This is a genomic window from Pseudomonas sp. ZS1P83, from assembly GCF_054897825.1.
This window is the reverse complement of the sequence record NZ_CM142706.1, coordinates 1,049,928-1,064,068: the sequence shown is the minus strand read 5'-3', so window position 1 is coordinate 1,064,068 and position 14,141 is coordinate 1,049,928. Positions and strand designations below refer to the sequence as shown.

The 14,141-nt window shown below is 57.2% G+C and carries 12 protein-coding genes; 1 reads left to right on the top strand and 11 read right to left on the bottom strand.

Going from position 1 to position 14,141, the window contains the following annotated elements:
• Positions 1-21: 21 nt before the first annotated feature.
• The gene (locus ACYZT0_RS05140) at positions 22-474 is read right to left on the bottom strand and encodes a PaaI family thioesterase (protein WP_462044901.1); all 453 of its coding nucleotides are present in this window, start codon (positions 472-474) and stop codon (positions 22-24) included.
• The gene (locus tag ACYZT0_RS05135; protein ID WP_462044900.1) at positions 471-947 is read right to left on the bottom strand and encodes a PaaI family thioesterase; all 477 of its coding nucleotides are present in this window, start codon (positions 945-947) and stop codon (positions 471-473) included. The genes ACYZT0_RS05140 and ACYZT0_RS05135 overlap by 4 nt, the downstream gene beginning before the upstream one ends.
• A gap of 157 nt (positions 948-1,104) precedes the next feature.
• On the opposite strand from ACYZT0_RS05135, the gene ACYZT0_RS05130 reads away from it, so the two are divergent.
• Entirely contained in the window at positions 1,105-1,338 is a 234-nt protein-coding gene (locus ACYZT0_RS05130) for a hypothetical protein (RefSeq protein WP_064679026.1), read from the top strand.
• Between the two features lie 77 nt (positions 1,339-1,415).
• On the opposite strand, the gene ACYZT0_RS05125 is transcribed toward ACYZT0_RS05130, so the two are convergent.
• From ACYZT0_RS05125 to ACYZT0_RS05085, 9 genes are all read right to left on the bottom strand, one after another.
• A complete protein-coding gene (locus tag ACYZT0_RS05125; RefSeq protein WP_462044899.1) occupies positions 1,416-1,817 on the bottom strand; it encodes an MAPEG family protein in 402 nt (133 codons plus the stop codon).
• On the bottom strand, positions 1,817-2,554 hold the full coding sequence (locus tag ACYZT0_RS05120; RefSeq protein ID WP_462044898.1) for a DUF599 domain-containing protein: 738 nt from the start codon (positions 2,552-2,554) through the stop codon (positions 1,817-1,819). The genes ACYZT0_RS05125 and ACYZT0_RS05120 overlap by 1 nt, the downstream gene beginning before the upstream one ends.
• Before the next feature lie 125 nt (positions 2,555-2,679).
• The gene (locus tag ACYZT0_RS05115; protein WP_462041914.1) at positions 2,680-3,948 is read right to left on the bottom strand and encodes an IS110 family RNA-guided transposase; all 1,269 of its coding nucleotides are present in this window, start codon (positions 3,946-3,948) and stop codon (positions 2,680-2,682) included.
• 415 nt (positions 3,949-4,363) lie between these two features.
• Positions 4,364-5,677, bottom strand: coding sequence for a branched-chain amino acid transport system II carrier protein (gene brnQ, locus ACYZT0_RS05110; protein WP_462044897.1), 1,314 nt, complete (start codon positions 5,675-5,677; stop codon positions 4,364-4,366).
• 422 nt (positions 5,678-6,099) lie between these two features.
• Positions 6,100-6,981, bottom strand: a complete 882-nt coding sequence (gene sucD / locus ACYZT0_RS05105) for a succinate--CoA ligase subunit alpha (RefSeq protein ID WP_003210566.1) — start codon at positions 6,979-6,981, stop codon at positions 6,100-6,102.
• Positions 6,981-8,147 (bottom strand): ADP-forming succinate--CoA ligase subunit beta, encoded by a 1,167-nt coding sequence (gene sucC, locus ACYZT0_RS05100; RefSeq protein ID WP_103498765.1) that lies wholly within the window; start codon positions 8,145-8,147, stop codon positions 6,981-6,983. The genes sucD and sucC overlap by 1 nt, the downstream gene beginning before the upstream one ends.
• Before the next feature lie 200 nt (positions 8,148-8,347).
• Positions 8,348-9,784, bottom strand: coding sequence for a dihydrolipoyl dehydrogenase (gene lpdA / locus ACYZT0_RS05095; protein ID WP_462044896.1), 1,437 nt, complete (start codon positions 9,782-9,784; stop codon positions 8,348-8,350).
• A 110-nt stretch (positions 9,785-9,894) separates the two neighbouring features.
• Positions 9,895-11,127, bottom strand: coding sequence for a 2-oxoglutarate dehydrogenase complex dihydrolipoyllysine-residue succinyltransferase (gene odhB / locus ACYZT0_RS05090; RefSeq protein ID WP_462044895.1), 1,233 nt, complete (start codon positions 11,125-11,127; stop codon positions 9,895-9,897).
• 42 nt (positions 11,128-11,169) lie between these two features.
• Entirely contained in the window at positions 11,170-14,001 is a 2,832-nt protein-coding gene (locus ACYZT0_RS05085) for a 2-oxoglutarate dehydrogenase E1 component (RefSeq protein ID WP_462044894.1), read from the bottom strand.
• Between the last annotated feature and the right edge of the window lie 140 nt (positions 14,002-14,141).

Genomic DNA, 14,141 nt, shown 5'->3' with positions numbered 1-14,141 from the left:
CATCAGAGTTTGGGGCTGAGTTCAGGATTTCAAGGGCTCTTCGATTTTGAAATGAGCACGGGCCGTGGCAATCGGTTCGGCTTCGGTACTTTGCCAGGCCGTAATCGCAACGTTGGCCACCCGGCGACCCTGACGGCAAACCTGGCATCGGGCCCAGGTGTCGCGAAACTGCCCCGCACGCAGGTAGTCGAGGGAGAAGTCGATGATCTTCGGCACGCCTGGCGAACCGGTGAAAATCAGCAGGTGCAACGCTGCGCACAGTTCCATGAACCCGGCGATCACGCCGCCATGAATCGCCGGCAATAAAGGGTTACCAATGTTGTCCTTGTTGGCCGGCAAGCGAAACAGCAGATCATCCCCCACCCGCGAACATTCGACGCCGATCAGTTTGGCGTAAGGAATCAGGTGCAGCAGCGAGGCGTAGTCGCCCTGTTCATGTGCTTTCTGAAGTTGTTCCTTGAAGGCGTCGGTCATTTCGCACCTCTGGCGATGACGCCGCCAAAACCTTTGGTGCCTTTGATGGCTTTGCCCATGCGCATGAAGGTGCCCACCACATGGGCGATGGGTTGCTCGGGATCGTCCTGATAGGCGAAACCGCGGGCAAAGATCACATCCGTGGTCACCCGGTAGCACTGAGCAAAACCGAAGACATCTTTGTGAGGTTCAGCAGCGTGCATGTAGTCGATGCGCAAGTCGAGGGTCGGACAGACCTCAAATTCGGGTAGCACGCAGAGGGTGGACATGCCGCAGGCAGTGTCCATCAGCGAGGTCAGCGCTCCGCCATGGATCACGCCAGTTCGCGGGTTGCCAACAATTTGAGGACTGTACGGCAGGATGACGGTTAGCCCGTCGCTGCTGGCGCTGTGAACCCGCAGCCCAAGTACCTGACAATGCCGCAGCGCCGATAGAAATCGCGTAGCGCGCTCAAAAACGGGGTTTTCAGCCATTTTGATCCAACTCTTCTTAGTGTTCAGGCAACGCACTTGGCGTTTAGTAAAAGTTCCCGACAGAATAATCTTATATATCTGTATGAATTGAGGAACTTAACGCTGCAGGCTGCGCTCGAAAGACCAGTAGATATATTTCCATAAGGAGAAACACCCCATGCGTAAGACTTTAGCTATTGCCTTGATGTTGACCGCTTCCCTCGGTCTCGCAGCCTGCGATAAAAAATCCGAGGACAAAGCTCAAGATGCTAACCAACATGCTGAGCAAGCTCAGCAAGACATGAACAAAGCTCAGGATAAAGTGAACGACGCTGCGAAAGAAAACGCCGAAGCCGCCAAAGCTCAGGCTGAATCGAACGAAGCTGCAGCAAAAGAAGCACCTAAAAACTAAAACAGTTTTTAGCGTGATAAAGAAAACCCGCCAAGTGCGGGTTTTCTTTTGTCTGCTTTTTTTTTGCAGTGCAGGCGTTACAGCAAAATAGTTCTAAAAGTCGGACTAATCATTAACAGCAACGAACACACGAGTCCGACGAACCACACCAGACTCCGTTGCCAGGCCAGGTCAACCCAATAGCACAGCAAATAAATGATTCGCGTAATCACGAAGACGATTGCCAGCAAGTCGATCAGCCACCCCGCCGTCTGCGTGGTGTGAGCCATCAACACCCCCACCGCGAACAGAATAAACGCCTCAAAACAGTTTTGATGAGCCGCCAACGCACGGGCACCAAAGCCTGTCAGTTGCGCCTGTTGCTGACGCGGCAGATGGTTGTCGTAACCGCCCAGCTCGTTCATCGCCTTGGCCACGGGAATCTTTGCCACGAAAATCAGCAAGGCACTGATAAACACACACCAGAACGGAATACTCATCAAGCGGCCTCTTTGTTCGCTTCGGGCAATGGCGCCTCTGTAGGTGTATAGACCATCACGTCGAGAACGTCGGAATGAAACTCCCGGCGATACAACACCAGCACCACACCGGCGCTCATCAACATGAACAGCCATGGGCTGACGAACCAGGCCAGCATGGTCATGCCGAAGTAGTAAGCGCGCAGGCCGAAGTTGAACTGGTTGGCGGCCATGGAGATGACGCGCGCCGCTCGGGCCGCGAAGGCTTTACGCTCCTGCTCGGAAACGTGACGCTCACCGACCATTGGCGCCGAGCCAATCAGAATCGCCGCGAAGTTGTACTGGCGCATGCACCAGCTGAACGTAAAGAACGCATAGACAAACACCAGCGCCAGACACAGCAACTTGATCTCCGACATCCCTTGGGAGGCCTGCTGCACCATCGGGATATCCGCCAACAACGACACTGCCCTATCGGAGGCTCCGAGCACCGTGAGAATGCCGGCGAGGATAATCAGTGTGCTGGAGGCGAAGAATGAGGCATTGCGTTCCAGGTTACCGACCACGCTGGCATCAGCGATGCGGTTGTCGCGCAACAGCATGCGGCGCATCCAGTCTTCGCGATAAAGGTGCAGCACACTGGCCAGACACGCGGTGTCGCGGCCCTTCCACGACGCATAGCGGGTGTAGCCGCCCCAGCAGATGACGAACCAGAGCGCGGCGAGGATGTGGATCATATTGGCGTGGATGAACGACATGCAGGTCCTTGTGATGTAGATGCTGAACACCGAAACCTTGTGGGAGCGAGCCTGCTCGCGAAAGCGGTGGATCAGCCAACATTTCAGTTGAATGTAAAACCGCCTTCACGCCCTGAGCCTTTCCGTCAACACGGTTTTGCTGTGTCCGGCTCGCTGGTCAACGGTGAGCCGTGCCGGAGCAAGGCTTGTAAATAAACCTTTTCGTCGTACACGGTGCTGCTCTTCCAGCACTGATAAACGATCCGGATCCACTTGAACGCCAGGGCCCTGAGGGCCGCTTGGTATGAGCAGCCTTTGGCCCTTTGCTGGCGATAATAAGCCTCTGCCCACACCGATTGATTGATGCTGTGTGCAGCCCACTCAACAAAGGTCTGGCGCAAAAAAGTTGCGCATTGATAGCGCCAGTGGACGACTTTTTTCTTGCCACTGCGTTCGGTGACCGGGGCAATCCCGGCATATCGCTGCACAGCACTGGCATCCTTGAAGCGATCACGCTGCTCACCAAAGGCGACCATCAACCGTGGTGCAAGCTGCTGTCCCGCGCCGGGCAAGGCCTTGAAGAGTCGATAGTCGGCCAGGGTGTTGGCAGTTTTTTCGATCTCCCGATCAAAATCTTTGATCGCCGTGATGACCCCTTTCAGTTGCGAGACCAGGGCCAGCACATACAGCGCTGAAGGACTGACCACGCCTGGATCTTCAGTCAACGGCATGGCTTTGGCGATCAATGCCAAACGCTGCTGATTGAGCTCAGCATGGCGAACATTATGCGCGTGAAGGAACTTCAAAACGCTGGCTGGCCGAGCGTGCTTAAGCACTTCAAATGTCGACCAGCGCGCCAAAAACTCACAGAAAACCAGCGTGTCATGGTCATGAAACAGCTCAAGAGCCAACGGATAATACTGTTTGAGCATGCAGACCAGACGATTGCTGATCTTGACCCGGTCATCGACCAACCCGCGGCGATGTTCGGTCAGGCTGGCGAGCGAACGCATGGCGGAGCTTTGCTGGACCAGTTGAGGAAACCGTTCGGGGTGATTCAGCAACAGCTCAAGCGCCCATTGAGCATCCGTTGGATCATCCTTGGCGCCACTGGGGACGAAGGTTTTACGGTGCCGGGCCAAGATGCTCGGATTGATCGGAAAGATACAAAAAAACTCATATTTTTGCAGAGCCGCTATCAGTGGCCCTTTGTTCAACTCCACGGCGATCGCGATCGGGCCACCGTAACGTTGATGCAGCGACTTGGCCCAGCGATCAATCGACTCGGGCTTGTGGTCGATGACCTCGAAACTCCGCTGCGCCTCTCCAGCAATCTGCAAACAGATGTCGTGCTTGGCGTCTGCCCAATCAATTCCGATATAAGCAGTGAAATTCTGAGACAGGAGCGTTTGCATGGAACACCTCCACAGGCGCTAAAGTACATGCAGGGACATGCATGCTTGCGTCCAGCGAAGGCGATATAGAGAGCCGTGTCGGGCTTTCCCTGAGAATTCGTTAGAGGGCGCAAGCGCACCTGTGGACTCGAAGGTGAAGGCGTAATCATCGAGTGCTGCGCGAGCATATTCGTAGCCCGCAGGTGCATGTTCCTTCCTCGCCGACAGCCAACTTCCAGCGAAGTCAGTATGGAAGAGAAAGGAACGGACTACCTATATCGCGAGCAGGCTCGCTCCCACATGGGATTTGCAGTGCTTCGACGTTAGCTGACAAAAAAAGACACTGCATCACGCCCATAAAAAATGCCCCGAATCGATTGATACGGGGCATTTCCATGTGTGTTCATGGCCTGCTTGTGGCAGGCCATAAAGCGGCTTAAGCCAGGGCTTCTTCGCGCTTGCCCAGCAGACGATCGCAGACCACCGCGACGACCAGGGTCATGACCGACGGCACCAGCCAGGCCAGGCCCTGCTCGCTCAGCGGCAGGTGGGACATCTGAGTCGGCATCCAGTCCGCCAGGCCCGCGCCCTTGAGGGCGTCGATCAGGCCGAAGATGAACGACACCAGCATCACCGGGCCGACGATGCGGCCCTGCTCATGCCAGAAGTCCTTGCAGAAGCTCAGGGCTACCAGGGCAATGCACGGCGGGTAGATCGCGGTCAGCACCGGGATCGAGAACGCAATCAGCTTGGTGAGGCCCAGGTTGGACACCAGCAGCGAGAACACGGCCAGGATGATGACCAATGTCTTGTAGGACAGCGGCAGCACACGGCTGAAGTATTCGGCGCAGGCGCAGGTCAGACCCACCGCCGTCACCAGACAGGCCAGGGAGATCAGCACCGCCAGAAAGCCGCTGCCCAGAGAGCCGAAGGTGTGTTGCACGTAAGCGTGCAACACCGCCGCGCCGTTGGTGGCACCTGCGGCCACTTCATGGCTACCCGAACCGAGACGGAACAGGCTGACGTAAACCAGCGCCAGACCCACGCCGGCAATCAGCCCGGCAATGATCGCGTAACGGGTAATCAACACCGGCGACTCGACGCCACGGGAACGGATCGCGTTGACGATGACAATGCCGAATACCAGTGCGCCCAGGGTATCCATGGTGAGGTAACCATTGATGAAGCCTTGGGAGAACGGTGCCGCCACGTATTCCGGGGTGGCTACGCCGACATCACCGGCCGGCAATGCAAACGCTGCGATGCCGAGAGCGGCCAGGGCGATGATCTTCAGCGGCGCGAGGAAACGTCCTACGGTATCCAGCAGTCGGCCCGGATAGAGCGAGATGAAGAACACCAGAAGGAAGTACACCGAACTGTAGAGGAACAACGCCAGCGGGCTCTCGCCAGTCAGCGGCGCCAAGCCCACTTCGAACGACACGGTGGCGGTACGCGGTGTCGCGAACAGCGGGCCGACAGCGAGGTAGCACGCGGCCGCCAGCAGGCCACCGGCGATTTTACCGATCGGGCTGCTCAAGGCATCCATGGCGCCACCGACCTTGGCCAGGGCGACAATGGTGATCACTGGCAAGCCGACCGCGGTGATCAGAAAGCCCAGCGCCGCCATCCAGACATTTGGACCGGACTGCAGACCGACGATAGGCGGGAAGATGATGTTGCCAGCCCCGACAAACAGGGCAAACGTCATAAAACCAAGTGCCAGGATGTCCTGGCCTTTCAACACTTTCATTAAGGAAATACCACACTACTGAATCGGAATTTAGAGAGGGATTTCCCTGAGGGTGGGGGAAATGCTGTCGGTCCGTATAGGACTGACCCGTTTAGCGCGTAGCAACCTTGTGGGTCGCGGACACAAAAATGGCTGTTAGCCTAACGAATTTGCCCGACAAACGCACTGTTAGGGTGCGAACTATGCGATACGCGACATTTCTGTGTCGCGTTTACATATTTAATTTACCTGCCTCGGACCAGATCGTTCCCACGCTCTGCGTGGGAATGCATCACGTGACGCTCTGCGTCACATCCAAAAGCGAAACGCGGAGCGTCCCCGGCGGCATTCCCACGCGGGAGCGTGGGAACGATCATCCCGGAAACGACAAAGGCCACCCGAAGGTGGCCTTTGTCTGGTGAAGCGTCAGTTAAGCGCGAGGCTTACTTGACTGCCCAACCGGTCAGCTCGGACAAAGCCTTGCCGATGTCTGCCAGCGAACGCACGGTTTTAACGCCTGCGTCTTCCAGGGCAGCAAACTTCTCGTCTGCAGTGCCTTTGCCGCCAGAGATGATTGCGCCAGCATGGCCCATGCGCTTGCCTGCAGGGGCAGTCACACCAGCGATGTAGGAAACAACCGGTTTGGTCACGTGTGCCTTGATGTAGGCAGCCGCTTCTTCTTCAGCCGAACCGCCGATCTCACCGATCATTACGATCGCTTCGGTCTTCGGGTCTTCCTGGAACAGCTTCAGGATGTCGATGAAGTTCGAACCCGGGATCGGGTCACCACCGATGCCGACGCAAGTCGACTGACCGAAACCGGCGTCAGTCGTCTGCTTCACAGCTTCGTAGGTCAGGGTGCCGGAACGGGAAACGATACCGACTTTACCTGGCAAGTGAATGTGACCTGGCATGATGCCGATCTTGCATTCGCCTGGAGTGATCACGCCTGGGCAGTTAGGACCGATCAGGACTACGCCCAGCTCGTCGCACTTGACCTTGGCATCCAGCATATCCAGGGTAGGAATGCCTTCAGTGATGCAAACGATCAGCTTGATGCCGCCGAAGGCTGCTTCCAGGATGGAGTCTTTGCAGAAAGGAGCTGGAACGTAGATCACGCTGGCGGTGGCGCCAGTGGCAGCTACAGCGTCTTTCACGGTGTTGAACACTGGCAGGCCCAGGTGCTCGGTGCCACCTTTACCAGGAGTAACGCCACCTACCATCTTGGTGCCGTATTCGATGGCTTGCTGGGTGTGGAAACTACCTTGCGAACCGGTAATACCCTGGCAGATAACTTTGGTGTCTTTATTGATCAGGACGCTCATTATTTGCCCTCCGCAGCTTTGACAACTTGTTGAGCAGCGTCGGTCAGGCTGGTAGCAGCGATGATGTTCAAACCGCTTTCTGCCAGTACTTTAGCGCCCAGCTCAGCGTTGTTGCCTTCAAGGCGAACAACAACCGGGATTTTCACGCCGACTTCTTTCACAGCGCCGATGATGCCTTCGGCAATCATGTCGCAACGAACGATGCCGCCGAAGATGTTGACCAGTACTGCAGCGACGTTAGTGTCGGACAGGATGATCTTGAACGCTTCGGTCACGCGTTCTTTGGTAGCACCGCCGCCCACGTCGAGGAAGTTGGCTGGTTTGCCGCCATGCAGGTTGACGATGTCCATGGTACCCATGGCCAGGCCAGCACCGTTGACCATGCAACCGATGTTGCCTTCCAGCGCTACGTAGTTCAGTTCGAACTTGGCAGCGTGCGCTTCGCGCGGATCGTCTTGCGACGGATCGTGAAAAGTCTTCAGCTTAGGCTGACGGTACATCGCGTTGGCGTCGATGTTGATCTTGGCGTCGAGGCAATGCAGATCGCCGTCAGCCTTGATCACCAGCGGGTTCACTTCCAGCAGAGCCAGGTCGTGATCCTTGAACAGTTTGGCCAGACCTACGAAGATCTTGGCGAACTGAGTAACTTGCTTGCCTTCCAGACCCAGCTGGAATGCCAGCTCGCGACCCTGGAATGGCTGAGCGCCAACCAGTGGATCGATAGTGGCCTTGAGGATTTTCTCAGGGGTGTCGTGAGCGATTTTCTCGATGTCCACGCCACCTTCGGTGGAAGCCATGAACACGATACGACGGCTCGAACGGTCAACGACAGCGCCCAGGTACAGCTCTTTAGCGATATCAGTGCACGATTCAACCAGGATTTTGGTGACTGGCTGACCATTGGCATCAGTCTGGTAAGTCACCAGACGCTTGCCCAACCACTGTTGAGCGAATGCTTTAGCGTCTTCTTTGCTGCGAACCAGCTTGACGCCGCCCGCTTTACCGCGACCACCTGCGTGAACCTGGGCTTTGACAACCCATTCGGTCCCGCCGATTTTGTCGCACGCTTCTGCTGCTGCTTCCGGGGTGTCTACGGCGAAACCCTGGGATACTGGCAGGCCGTATTCAGCGAACAGCTGCTTACCCTGATACTCGTGAAGATTCATGCTAATTACCGTCTTCGTTAGGTACTGCGCATTCGGTGCTGCACTTGTTCAAGTGCCGCACCACCTGTGACTGCTGCTTGCGTAGGTGTTCCGGATAACCGGTGAGACTACGCAAGGCTGCGTCCGGCGGACATTCCGCGGTGAGTCTTGCACGCAAGGCTCACGACGGGCCTTCCGCCGTGGTTTCTTATTGTCTTGTCTTAACGCTTCTTGCGGTTGGCGATGTGAATGGCGCCGCCATTCACTGCCAGAGCAGCTTCGTGCAGGGCTTCGGACAGGGTCGGATGGGAGAAAACCATCATGCCCAGGTCTTCGGCACTGGTGCCGAATTCCATACCGATCGCGCCCTGCTGAACCAGTTCTGCAGCGCTCGGGCCAATCACGTGGACGCCCAATACGCGGTCAGTCTTGGCATCAGCAATGACTTTCACGAAACCGCCGGTGTCGTTGGCTGCCATGGCACGGCCACTGGCTGCAAACGGGAAAGTGCCGACGTTAACTTCAACGCCTTCAGCTTTCAAGGTTTGCTCGGTTTTACCGACCCACGCGATTTCCGGGTGAGTATAAATAACAGACGGGATCAGGTCATAGTTGATCTGGGCTTTGTGGCCCTTGATGCGCTCTACAACCATGATGCCTTCTTCGGACGCCTTGTGCGCCAGCATCATGCCGCGAACCACGTCACCGATCGCGAAAACGCCCGGAACGCTGGTCGCGCACTGGTCGTCAACGAAAACGAAACCACGTTCGTCGATCGTCACACCGCTGTCAGCCGCCAGCAGCTCGGTGGTCACCGGACGGCGACCAACGGCAACGATCAGCTTGTCGAAGGTGATGTTCTGTTCGCCATTGGCATCGGTGTAGTTCACAACGACTTCGTCGCCATTCACTTTGGAACCGGTGACGCGAGCGCCCAGCTTGATGTCCAGACCTTGTTTGGTCAGGGTTTTGTAGGCTTCTTTGGAAACCGCTTCGTCAGCCGCTGGCAAGAACTTTTCCAGTGCTTCCAGAACCACGACTTCAGAACCCAGACGGGACCAGACCGAACCCAGTTCCAGACCGATTACGCCAGCGCCGATCACGCCCAGACGCTTGGGTACCGATTGGAATTCCAGCGCGCCAGTCGAATCGACGATCACGTTCTGGTCAACCGGAGCCGGTGGAATGTCGATCGGACGCGAGCCCGAAGCCAGAATCACGTTCTCGGCTTCAATGATTTCGACGGTGCCGTCTGGCTTGGTCAGTTCAACTTTCTTGCCGGCCAGCAGTTTGCCGTGGCCTTGCAGGGAAGTGACGCCGTTCGCCTTGAACAGGGTTGCAACGCCAGAGGTCAGGCCTTTGACGATGTTGGCTTTACGGCCAACCATTGCAGCCACGTCCATGGTCACGCCAGCGTGATTGATACCGTGGATCGCGAAGCCTTCTTTGGCTTCCTTGTATTTCCAGGAGCTGTCCAGCAGCGCCTTGGATGGAATGCAACCGACGTTCAGGCAAGTACCGCCGAGGGCGAGTTTGCCTTCCTTGTCGGTGTATTTCTCGATGCAGGCAGTGGAGAGGCCCAGTTGCGCTGCTTTAATGGCAGCCACGTAGCCGCCAGGGCCCGCGCCAATCACTACCACGTCGAATTTCTGAGTCATGTGTCATTCCTTTTCGAATCAAACCGGACGGCCCCTTTTGGGGACCGTCGTGGGACGAAGCTGGTCATTACAGAAGGGCCGTCCATCACTGGACGGCCCGTGCAACGAAATCAGATATCCAGCAGCAAACGAGCCGGGTCTTCCAGCAGGTTCTTGATGGTAACCAGGAAGGTCACAGCTTCTTTGCCATCGATCAGACGGTGATCGTAGGACAGAGCCAGGTACATCATCGGACGGATAACGACTTGACCGTTGATCGCCATAGGACGCTGCAGAATGTTGTGCATGCCCAGGATAGCCGCTTGTGGCGGGTTGACGATCGGGGTCGACATCATCGAACCGAAGGTACCACCGTTAGTGATGGTGAACGTACCGCCGGTCATCTCGTCCATCGACAGTTTGCCGTCACGAGCCTTCTTGCCAAAGGTGGCGATGCCGCCTTCGATTTCAGCCAGGCTCATCAGTTCGGCGTTACGCAGAACCGGTACAACCAGACCGCGGTCGCTGGAAACTGCAACACCAACGTCGGCGTAGCCGTGGTAAACGATGTCGGCACCGTCGATCGAGGCGTTGACAGCCGGGTAGCGTTTCAGCGCTTCGGTGGCCGCTTTCACGAAGAACGACATGAAGCCCAGGCGCACGCCATTGTGGGACTTCTCGAACAGGTCCTTGTACTTCGAACGCAGCGCCATGACTTCGGTCATGTCGACTTCGTTGAACGTGGTCAGCATCGCCATGTTCGACTGAGCTTCAACCAGACGCTCGGCAACCTTGGCACGCAGACGGGTCATTGGAACGCGTTTTTCAACGCGGTCACCGGCGGCGAACACTGGAGCAGCGGCGGCAGGCGCAGCAGCCTTGGCAGGCGCGGCAGCCGGAGCGGCTTTCTTGGCAGCAACAGCAGCGACTACGTCTTCCTTGGTCACACGACCGCCTTTGCCAGTACCGGCAACGGAAGCGATGTTGATGCCGTTTTCTTCAGCCAGCTTGCGAGCAGCCGGTGCAGCAACAGGATCGTCTTCGCCTTCTGCCGCTGGAGCAGCAGCCTGTGCAGCGGCCGGAGCAGCGGCCGGAGCAGCGGCAGCGGCTGGAGCGGCAGCAGCGCCGCCCGCTTCGATGGAGCCCAGGACTTCGTCGGACAGAACGGTGTCGCCTTCGTTTTTGACGATAGCGCCCAGCACGCCGTCAGCGGTGGCCAACACTTCCAGTACGACTTTGTCGGTTTCGATATCGACGATCAGGTCATCGCGCTTGACGGCGTCGCCCGGCTTTTTGTGCCAGGTGGCAACGGTGCCATCGGCAACCGATTCCGGGAAAGTGGGGGCTTTGATTTCGATAGCCATTATCTGTGGGTCCTTAAATTCGGTTTCAGGTGCGCGAAGGCGTTAAACAGTAAAGGCGTCTTGCAGCAGTTTTTCTTGCTGCTCAGCGTGCATCGATGCGTAACCACAAGCAGGTGCAGCAGAGGCATCACGGCCCGCGTATTCGAGTACGAGAGACTTGTTGTGATTGCCAACGATGCGACGCATGTGGTGTTGGCTGCAGTACCAGGCACCCTGGTTCATCGGCTCTTCCTGACACCAAACGATATGTTTGAGGTTGGTGTACGGAGCCAGGACTTCGTTCAAGTCGTCCTCAGGGAATGGGTACAGCTGCTCGATACGCACGACGGCGATGTCATCACGACCTTCGGCACGGCGTTTTTCCAGCAGGTCGTAGTAGACCTTGCCGCTACACAGAACAATGCGCTCTACCTTTTTCGGGTCTTGAGCATCGATTTCCGAGATAACGGTCTGGAACGAACCTTCGGCCAGATCTTCCAGAGTCGAAACTGCCAGTTTGTGACGCAGCAGCGACTTCGGCGTCAGGACGATCAATGGCTTGCGCAGCGGGCGAATCACCTGACGACGCAGCAAGTGGTAGATCTGAGCCGGCGTCGTCGGCACCGCTACCTGAATGTTGTGCTCGGCGCACAGTTGCAGGTAACGCTCCAGACGAGCCGAAGAGTGCTCCGGCCCCTGACCTTCATAACCGTGCGGCAGCAGCATGGTCAGACCGCAGAGACGGCCCCACTTGTGCTCGCCACTGGTAATGAACTGGTCGATAACCACCTGGGCACCGTTGGCGAAGTCGCCGAACTGGGCTTCCCAGAGAACCAGCGCCTCAGGCGTGGTGGTCGAGTAACCGTATTCGAACGCCAGTACGGCTTCTTCGGACAGGAACGAATCGTACAGATCGAAACGTGGCTGGCCCTTGTACAGGTTTTGCAGCGGGATGTAGGTGCCCGAGTCTTTCTGGTTGTGCAAGACAGCGTGACGGTGCGAGAACGTACCGCGGCCGATGTCCTGACCGGTCATGCGAATCGGGTGACCTTCGAACGCCAGGGTCGCGTACGCCATGGTTTCGGCGTAACCCCAGTTGATCGGCAGGCCGCCGACTTGCATCTTCTGACGGTCTTCGTAGATTTTCGAGACCTGGCGCTGAACCACGAAGCCTTCCGGAATTTCCAGCAGCTTGGCGGACAGTTCCTGCAAGGTTTTCAGATCGAAGCGAGTGTCGTGACGCGCGGTCCAGGCATGGCCCAGATACGGACGCCAGTCCACGAACAACTCTTTGTTCGGCTCTTTGACCAGGCTTTTTACAACATGCAGACCGTTGTCCAACGCGTTGCGGTATTCGTCGACTTTCGCCTGAACACGCTCAACGTCCAGTACACCGCCCTGGGTCAGACGATCGGCATACAGTTCACGCGTGGTGCGCTGCTTGGCGATTTGCTGATACATCAGAGGCTGGGTACCGCTTGGCTCGTCGGCCTCGTTGTGGCCGCGACGACGGTAGCAGACCAGGTCGATCACCACGTCGCGCTTGTACTGCATGCGGTAGTCGATGGCCAGCTGGGTCACGAACAATACGGCTTCCGGATCATCACCATTCACATGGAGGATCGGCGCCTGGATCATCTTCGCAACGTCAGTCGCATACTCGGTGGAACGCGAGTCCAGCGGGTTGCTGATGGTGAAACCGACCTGGTTGTTGATCACGATGTGCACGGTGCCGCCGGTCTTGAAACCGCGAGTCTGCGACATCTGGAAGGTTTCCATGACCACGCCTTGACCGGCGAATGCCGCGTCACCGTGGATGGAGATCGGTAGAACCTTCTCACCGGTAGGGTCGTTGCGACGATCCTGACGAGCGCGAACCGAACCCTCGACCACTGGAGATACAATTTCCAGGTGGGACGGGTTGAACGCCATGGCCAGGTGAACTTCACCGCCGGTGGTCATCACGTTGGACGAGAAGCCCTGGTGATATTTAACGTCACCGGAACCCAGCTCGACCTTCTTCTTGCCTTCGAACTCGTCGAACAGCTCGCGCGGGTTCTTGCCGAAGGTGTTGACCAGTACGTTGAGACGGCCACGGTGGGCCATACCGATAACGATTTCCTTGGTGCCGTAGGAGCCGGAACGCTGGATCAGCTCGTCGAGCATCGGAATCAGACTCTCGCCGCCTTCCAGACCGAAACGCTTGGTACCCGGGTATTTGGTCCCCAGGTATTTTTCCAGACCTTCGCCGGCGGTGACGCGCTCGAGCAGGTGGCTCTTGATGTCGGCGGAGTACGTCGGACGGCCGCGCACGCTTTCCAGACGCTGCTGGAACCACTGGCGCTGCTCGGAATCGGTGATATGCGTAAATTCAGCGCCGATGGTGCGGCAATATGTCTGCTGCAACGCTTCGTGAATTTCGCGTAGGCTCGCCTCCTCTTTGCCGATGAACAGGTCGCCGGCACGGAAGGTCGTATCAAGATCGGCATTGGTCAAGCCGTAATGATTGATCGACAGGTCTGCAGGTGCAGGACGCTGCCACAGCCCCAGCGGGTCAAGCTGGGCTGCCTGGTGGCCACGCATACGGTAGGCCTGGATCAATCGCAGCACTTCAACTTGCTTCTTCTCGTGCTCACTGCTCACGCTGCCGGCGGAAACCGGTTGGGCGCGGCGCTGGTTCTTTGCCAGCAAGACGAAATGATCGCGAATTGTCGAGTGCGAAACATCGGTGGCAGTGTTGCCGTCAGCGGGCAACTTCTGAAAGTAGGTGCGCCACTCTTCTGGCACAGCGTTAGGGTCGTGCAGGTAGAGCTCATAGAGCTCTTCCACATAGGCAGCGTTACTACCGGATAGGTAGGCGCTGTTCCACATGCGCTGCATCACGCTTTCTTGCATGCTTGGTCACCCTCGGTTAGGGGAACACCACCGGCGTCGACACCGAGCACGCTTGCAGAAGTCCGAATGCAGCGACTAAAACAAGCCACTTAGGATCACGCTGATAGTCCGGGTACCAGCCCGGATGCCCCTGCTTGTCT